This is a genomic window from Ilumatobacter nonamiensis YM16-303 (assembly GCF_000350145.1).
Taxonomy (GTDB): domain Bacteria; phylum Actinomycetota; class Acidimicrobiia; order Acidimicrobiales; family Ilumatobacteraceae; genus Ilumatobacter_A; species Ilumatobacter_A nonamiensis.
In genome coordinates this window covers 1-284 of record NZ_BAOL01000196.1, presented here as the reverse complement: position 1 = coordinate 284, position 284 = coordinate 1, and the positions used below count along the sequence as shown (strand labels likewise).

The following is a 284-nucleotide window of genomic DNA, read 5'->3' as shown; positions in this document are numbered from 1 at the left end:
CCCGAGCCGATGGAGTCGACGGTTCCCGCCGCCTCGTGGCCGAGCAGGAACGGGAACTCGTCGTTGATTCCGCCTTCCCGATAGTGGAGGTCGGTGTGGCAGACCCCGCAGGCCTGGATCTCCACGACGACTTCACCCTGACCCGGATCCGGGATCACGATCGTCTCCAGCGAGACCGGTTCGCCCTTCGCCCGGGCGACGATTCCACGTACCTCTTGACTCATGTTTCCGACGGTAGTCCAGCCTCCCCGCGTTACGTAACGGGTCAGACCCGTCACGTAACG

The 284-nt window shown here is 64.4% G+C and carries 1 protein-coding gene; it reads right to left on the bottom strand.

Annotated features, from left to right (window positions below; all coding sequences use genetic code 11):
- The coding region (locus tag ON45_RS16560; protein WP_040495229.1) for an alcohol dehydrogenase catalytic domain-containing protein at window positions 1-224 on the bottom strand (224 nt) is incomplete at its 3' end.
- Window positions 225-284: the final 60 nt, after the last annotated feature.